Source organism: Elioraea sp. (assembly GCF_051860475.1).
Classification (GTDB): Bacteria; Pseudomonadota; Alphaproteobacteria; order Acetobacterales; family Acetobacteraceae; genus Elioraea.
Genome location: NZ_JBHYDW010000210.1, coordinates 1 through 5,262, shown reverse-complemented (window position 1 = coordinate 5,262; position 5,262 = coordinate 1). Strand labels below are relative to the sequence as shown.

The following is a 5,262-nucleotide window of genomic DNA, read 5'->3' as shown; positions in this document are numbered from 1 at the left end:
GTGCCGAACGAGCTGTTCCGCGGCGAGGCGCATGACGGCTACTGGCAGGCCGGTCTGCCACGTGCCGAGGCGGTCGAGTTCGTGCTGCGCGACATGGACGACCCCTCGCTCGCGCTGCGCGCGGGCGACCTGCACGTCGCGCGCGCTCGCTTCGCCGCGCTGCCCGAGCTGAGGGCCGATCCGAACATCGAGATCCAGTTCATGAAGGACACCACCTGGTACTTCTGGTCCTTCAACAACCGCCGTCCGCGCCCGCCCTTCGACCGGCTGAAGGTGCGCGAGGCGATCGCCTGCGCGATGGACAAGCCCGGGCTGATGCGGCTGATCGCCGGTGACGCGGGCGTGGTGACGAACCAGATGGCCGCACCGGGCCAGTTCTACTGGGACGAGGCGATCCATGCGGCGGACCGCCATGCGACGCCCGATCTCGACCGCGCGCGCGCGATGCTGCGCGAGGAGGGGGTGGAGCCGGCGCGCACGCCGCTCCGGATTGTCTCCTGGCAGAGCGAGTACGCCCAGGCGGTGGCGCAGGCGATGCGCGGGCTGGGCTTCCAGGTCGAGCACCTGGCGCTCGACGACCTCGGCGCGCAGCGGCGGCTGAACGCCTATGACTGGGATCTCGCGCCGTTCGCCTCGGGGCCGCGCGCCGACATCTTCCTGCGCTTCATCCGCATGCTGTCGGACGGACCGAATGTCGGGTTGTGGGGCGGGCCGCAGGACCCGGCCTTCGACGCGCTGGTGAAGCGCGCGGTCGCCGCGACCGATCTCGAGCAGCGCCGCGCGCTCTATCTCGAGGCGTGGCGGCACGCGATGGACCGCTATTGGACCGTCGTCATCGGCCATGCCGCCGAGGCGATCGGCAATCGCAGGGAGGTCACCGGCTGGAGCCCCGGTTTCACCTGGGGCGCCAACCGCGTCGACGGCGGCGCCGCCTTCGCGAAGATCGGCTGAGCGGGCTCGCCCTCGTTCGGTCCGCCGAGCGGGGCCGGATGAGGGCAGGGACCACGCACGATGCCCGAAGCCCCGCTGCCGGGCTGGCGCCAGGCGGAGGCCGAGGCCGAACCGGCGTTGCCCACCGCCTCGCCCTGGCGGACGCCGCTGCTGCTGCTCGGCCTGGTCGCGCTGCTGGCGCTGCTCGGCCCGCTGATCGCGCCCCAGGATCCGCTGTGGCAGGACCTTGCCGCGCGCAACCTGCCGCCGCAGCCCGGCGCCTCGCTCGGCACCGACAATCTCGGCCGCGACGTGCTCTCGCGGCTGCTCGCGGGCGCGCGCATCACCGTGCTGGTGGCGGTCGGGGCGACCGCGCTCGCGCTCGCGGCCGGCGCCGGGCTCGGCCTCGCCGCGCTTGCCTCTGGCGCGCTGCCGGCCGCGCTCGTGTTCGGCCTGATCGACATGATCCGTGCCCTGCCGTCGGTCCTGCTCGGGCTCGCGCTGATGGTGGCACTCGGCACCGGGGTCGGGCCGGTGACGATCGCGATCGGCCTCTCCTTCGCGCCGACCTTCGCGGTGGTGGCACGCCAGGCCTGGCTGCGCGAGCGGGAAGCCGCCTATGTCGAGGCGGCGGTCGCCTCGGGCACCCATCCGGCGGTGATCCTGCGCCGGCACATCGCGCCAAACGTCGCCGGCGCGCTGATCACCCAGGCGGCGATCATCCTGCCGCGCGCCGTCACCACCGAGAGCGTGCTGTCCTTCCTCGGCCTCGGCGTCTCGCCCGAGACGCCGACCTGGGGGCGGATGATCGCCGCAGGCCTGCCCTTCGTCGAACGCGCGCCGCATGGCGTGCTCGCGCCCGTGCTCGCGCTGTCGCTGCTGACGCTGGTGCTGGCGCTCGCCGGTGACCGCATCCGCGCCGCCGCCGATCCGCTGCGTGCCGGCACGCGCTGATGCGGCTGGCCGCGCCGATCCTGCGCCAGCTGCTGACGGCCGCCGCGATCGGCGTGCTGGTGTTCCTGCTGATGCGCGTCATTCCGGGCGATGTCGTCGACGTGCTCGGGATCGAGGGCGACCTGACCGAGCAGGAGCAGCAGGCGCTGCGGGCGGAGCTCGGCCTCGATGCCGGCTGGGGCGTGCAGTTCCTGCGCTGGGTCGGCGGCGCGCTGGCCGGCGATCTCGGGCTGAGCCTGCGCTACAACCGGCCGGTCGCCGAGATGATCGGCTACGCCCTGCCGCACACCCTGATGCTCGCCTCGCTCGCGCTCGGCCTTGGCCTGGCCCTCGGGATCACGGCGGCAGCGGTGGCGGCGGCGCGGCCGCGCGGGCCATGCCCCGCGTTCGTGCAGGCGCTGAACGTGTGGTCGATCGCCCTGCCGACCTTCTGCGTCGGGCTGGCGGCGATCCTGGTGTTCTCGATCTGGCTTGGCTGGCTGCCGGTGCGCGGGCAGCGCCTGATGCCGGTGCTGGTGCTCGGCATCGACATTGCGGGGCAGATCGCCAAGCCCCTGCACGAGGAGCTGAAGGAGATCCTGGCGACCCCGTTCATCCGCTCGGCGCGCGCCAAGGGGCTGGCGCCGGGGGCGATCGTGCTGCGCCACGTGCTGCCGAACGCGGCCGGCGTGCTGAGCGCCGTCTCGGGCCTGATCCTGGCCGGCTTGGTCTCCGGGGCGCTGACCATGGAGGTGCTGTTCGGCCTGCCGGGGCTCGGCAGCCTCGCCTTCCAGGCGATTGCCGGGCGCGACTGGACGGTGCTGCAATCGGTCATCCTGCTGTTCGCGCTCGGCGTGATCGCAGCCAATCTGCTGGCCGACCTCGCCCACCGGCTGGCCGACCCGCGTGTGCGCTGAGCGCGGCCCAGCCCCGCGCCAGCCGCGTGAAGCTTGCATTTTCGGCCGCTCCGCGTCAGAAAGCCGGCGATCCGGAAGCGTGGCGCGGTCCTGGCGGTGGCAAGCACCCCCCCCGGCCGCGCCCGCACTTTTTATTGAGACCCCGGCAGGGCCGGGGGGACGACCAGGAGGCCACCGTGCCGCGTACCATCCCGCTGTCGCGTATCCGAAACATCGGCATCACCGCGCATATCGACGCGGGAAAGACGACGACGACGGAGCGCATCCTCTACTACACCGGCCGGACCCACAAGATCGGCGAGGTGCATGACGGCGCGACCACCACCGACTACATGGAGCAGGAGCGCGAGCGCGGCATCACCATCACCTCCGCCGCCGTGACGGCCGAGTGGAAGGACCACCGGATCAACATCATCGACACGCCCGGCCACATCGACTTCAACATCGAGGTCAACCGGTCCTTGCGCGTGCTCGACGGCGCGATCTTCATCATCGAGGGCGTGGCCGGGGTGCAGCCGCAGAGCGAGACCAACTGGCGTCTCGCGGACCGCTACAACGTCCCGCGCATCATCTTCATCAACAAGATGGATCGCACGGGGGCCGACTTCTACAAGGCCGTGCAGTCGCTGATCGACAAGCTCGGCATTGTCCCGATCGAGATCCAGCTTCCCATCGGCGCCGAGGACAAGTTCGTCGGCGTGATCGACCTCGTGGAGATGAAGGCGATCGTCTGGGACGGCTCCGAGCTCGGCGCCTCGTTCAAGGATGCGCCGATCCCGGCCGACCTGATGGAGAAGGCGAAGGAGTACCGCCAGAAGCTGCTCGATACCGCGCTGTCGGTCGACGACGCGGCGATGGAGGAGTATTTCGACAAGGGCGACGTCGCGGTCGAGACCCTGAAGCGCTGCATCAAGAAGGGCACGGTCGCCGGCACGTTCCGCCCCGTGCTCTGCGGCACGGCCTTCAAGAACAAGGGCGTGCAGCCGCTGCTCGATGCGGTGCTCGACTACCTGCCCGCGCCGAACGAAGTGCCGGGCATCCGCACCGTTCCCCCCGAGGGATCTGAGGGGGAGGGCCGCGAGATCGTCATCAGCGAGGGGGCGCCCTTCACCGGCCTCGCCTTCAAGATCATCAACGACAAGTACGGCACGCTGACCTTCGTGCGCGTCTACTCGGGCGTGCTGCGCTCGGGCGACCAGGTGCTCAACACCACGAAGGGCAACAAGGAGCGCATCGGGCGGATGTTCCAGATGCACGCCGACAAGCGCGAGGAGATCAAGGAGGTCTACGCCGGCGACATCGCCGCCTTCATCGGGCTGAAGGACACCCAGACCGGCGACACGCTCGCCGATCCGTCCGATCCCGTGGTGCTGGAGCGCATGGCCTTCCCGGTGCCGGTGATCGACATCTCGGTCGAGCCCAAGACCAAGGACTCGATCGAGAAGATGACGCTCGGCCTGCAGAAGCTCGCGTCCGAGGATCCCAGCCTGCGGCTCCGCACCGACCCGGAGACCAGCCAGACCATCCTGTCCGGCATGGGCGAGCTGCATCTCGAGATCATCATCGACCGGCTGCGGCGCGAGTACGGCGTCGAGGCCAATATCGGCGCGCCGCAGGTCGCGTACCGCGAGACCATCACACGCAGCCACACCGAGACCTACACGCACAAGAAGCAGACCGGCGGGTCGGGCCAGTACGCCGAGGTGAAGATCGTGTTCGAGCCGCTCGACCGGAACGGCGGAGTGGTGTTCGAGAACGCGGTGGTCGGCGGTGCGGTGCCGCGCGAGTACATCCCCGCGGTGGAGAAGGGGATCAAGGTGCAGGCCGATACCGGCGTGCTCGCCGGGTTCCCGACGGTGGACTTCAAGTACACGCTGGTCGACGGCAAGTACCACGACGTCGACAGCTCGGCGATGGCGTTCGAGATCGCCGCCAAGGCGTGCTTCCGCGAGGGCATGAAGAAGGCGGGTCCGATCATCCTCGAGCCGATCATGGACGTGGAGGTGACGACGCCGCCCGACCATGTCGGCGACGTGGTGGGCGACTTGAACCGCCGCCGCGGCATGATCCAAAGCCAGGACATCCTCGGCACTTCGGTGATCGTGCGCGCGCATGTGCCGCTGTCGGAGATGTTCGGCTACATCTCGGATCTGCGCTCGATGTCGAAGGGGCGGGCCTCGTTCACGATGCAGTTCCACCACTACGATCCGGTGCCGCGGAACATCGCCGAGCAGATCATGGCGAAGTCGGCCTGACCCTCACCCTGCCCCTCTCCCGCCCGCGGGAGAGGGGACGCACCGGTGCCACCCGGTTCCCTCTCCCGCGGGCGGGAGAGGGTCAGGGTGAGGGCGCTTCGCGCAGTTCGTTCCTGATCAGGTCCGACGCCTTCTCTGCGACCGCATAGACGGTCGCGTTGGGGTTGGCGCTGATCATGTCGGGGAAGGCCGAGGCATCGGCCACCCAGAGGCGCCCAAGCCCGCGC

5 protein-coding genes are annotated in these 5,262 nt (G+C 70.2%); 4 read left to right on the top strand and 1 reads right to left on the bottom strand.

The features are described from left to right. The 4 genes from ACTIFU_RS22235 to fusA all read left to right on the top strand — a co-directional run. The coding region (locus ACTIFU_RS22235; protein ID WP_439580509.1) for an ABC transporter substrate-binding protein at positions 1-951 on the top strand (951 nt) is incomplete at its 5' end. Between the two features lie 60 nt (positions 952-1,011). After that, positions 1,012-1,884: an ABC transporter permease gene (locus tag ACTIFU_RS22230; RefSeq protein ID WP_439580508.1), complete on the top strand. Its 873-nt coding sequence runs from the start codon at positions 1,012-1,014 to the stop codon at positions 1,882-1,884. Continuing rightward, positions 1,884-2,780, top strand: coding sequence for an ABC transporter permease (locus ACTIFU_RS22225; RefSeq protein ID WP_439580507.1), 897 nt, complete (start codon positions 1,884-1,886; stop codon positions 2,778-2,780). The genes ACTIFU_RS22230 and ACTIFU_RS22225 overlap by 1 nt, the downstream gene beginning before the upstream one ends. A 176-nt stretch (positions 2,781-2,956) precedes the next feature. Next, positions 2,957-5,035, top strand: a complete 2,079-nt coding sequence (fusA, locus tag ACTIFU_RS22220) for an elongation factor G (protein ID WP_439580506.1) — start codon at positions 2,957-2,959, stop codon at positions 5,033-5,035. A gap of 82 nt (positions 5,036-5,117) precedes the next feature. On the opposite strand, the gene ACTIFU_RS22215 is transcribed toward fusA, so the two are convergent. Then, positions 5,118-5,262: GMC oxidoreductase (locus ACTIFU_RS22215; RefSeq protein ID WP_439580510.1), on the bottom strand; the 145-nt coding region annotated here is incomplete at its 5' end.

Bases quoted from the DNA above. Each gene is read 5' to 3' on its own strand.
- ACTIFU_RS22230 (WP_439580508.1), top strand. From the start codon at position 1,012: ATGCCCGAAGCCCCGCTGCCGGGCTGGCGCCAGGCGGAGGCCGAGGCC.
- ACTIFU_RS22225 (WP_439580507.1), top strand. From the start codon at position 1,884: ATGCGGCTGGCCGCGCCGATCCTGCGCCAGCTGCTGACGGCCGCCGCG.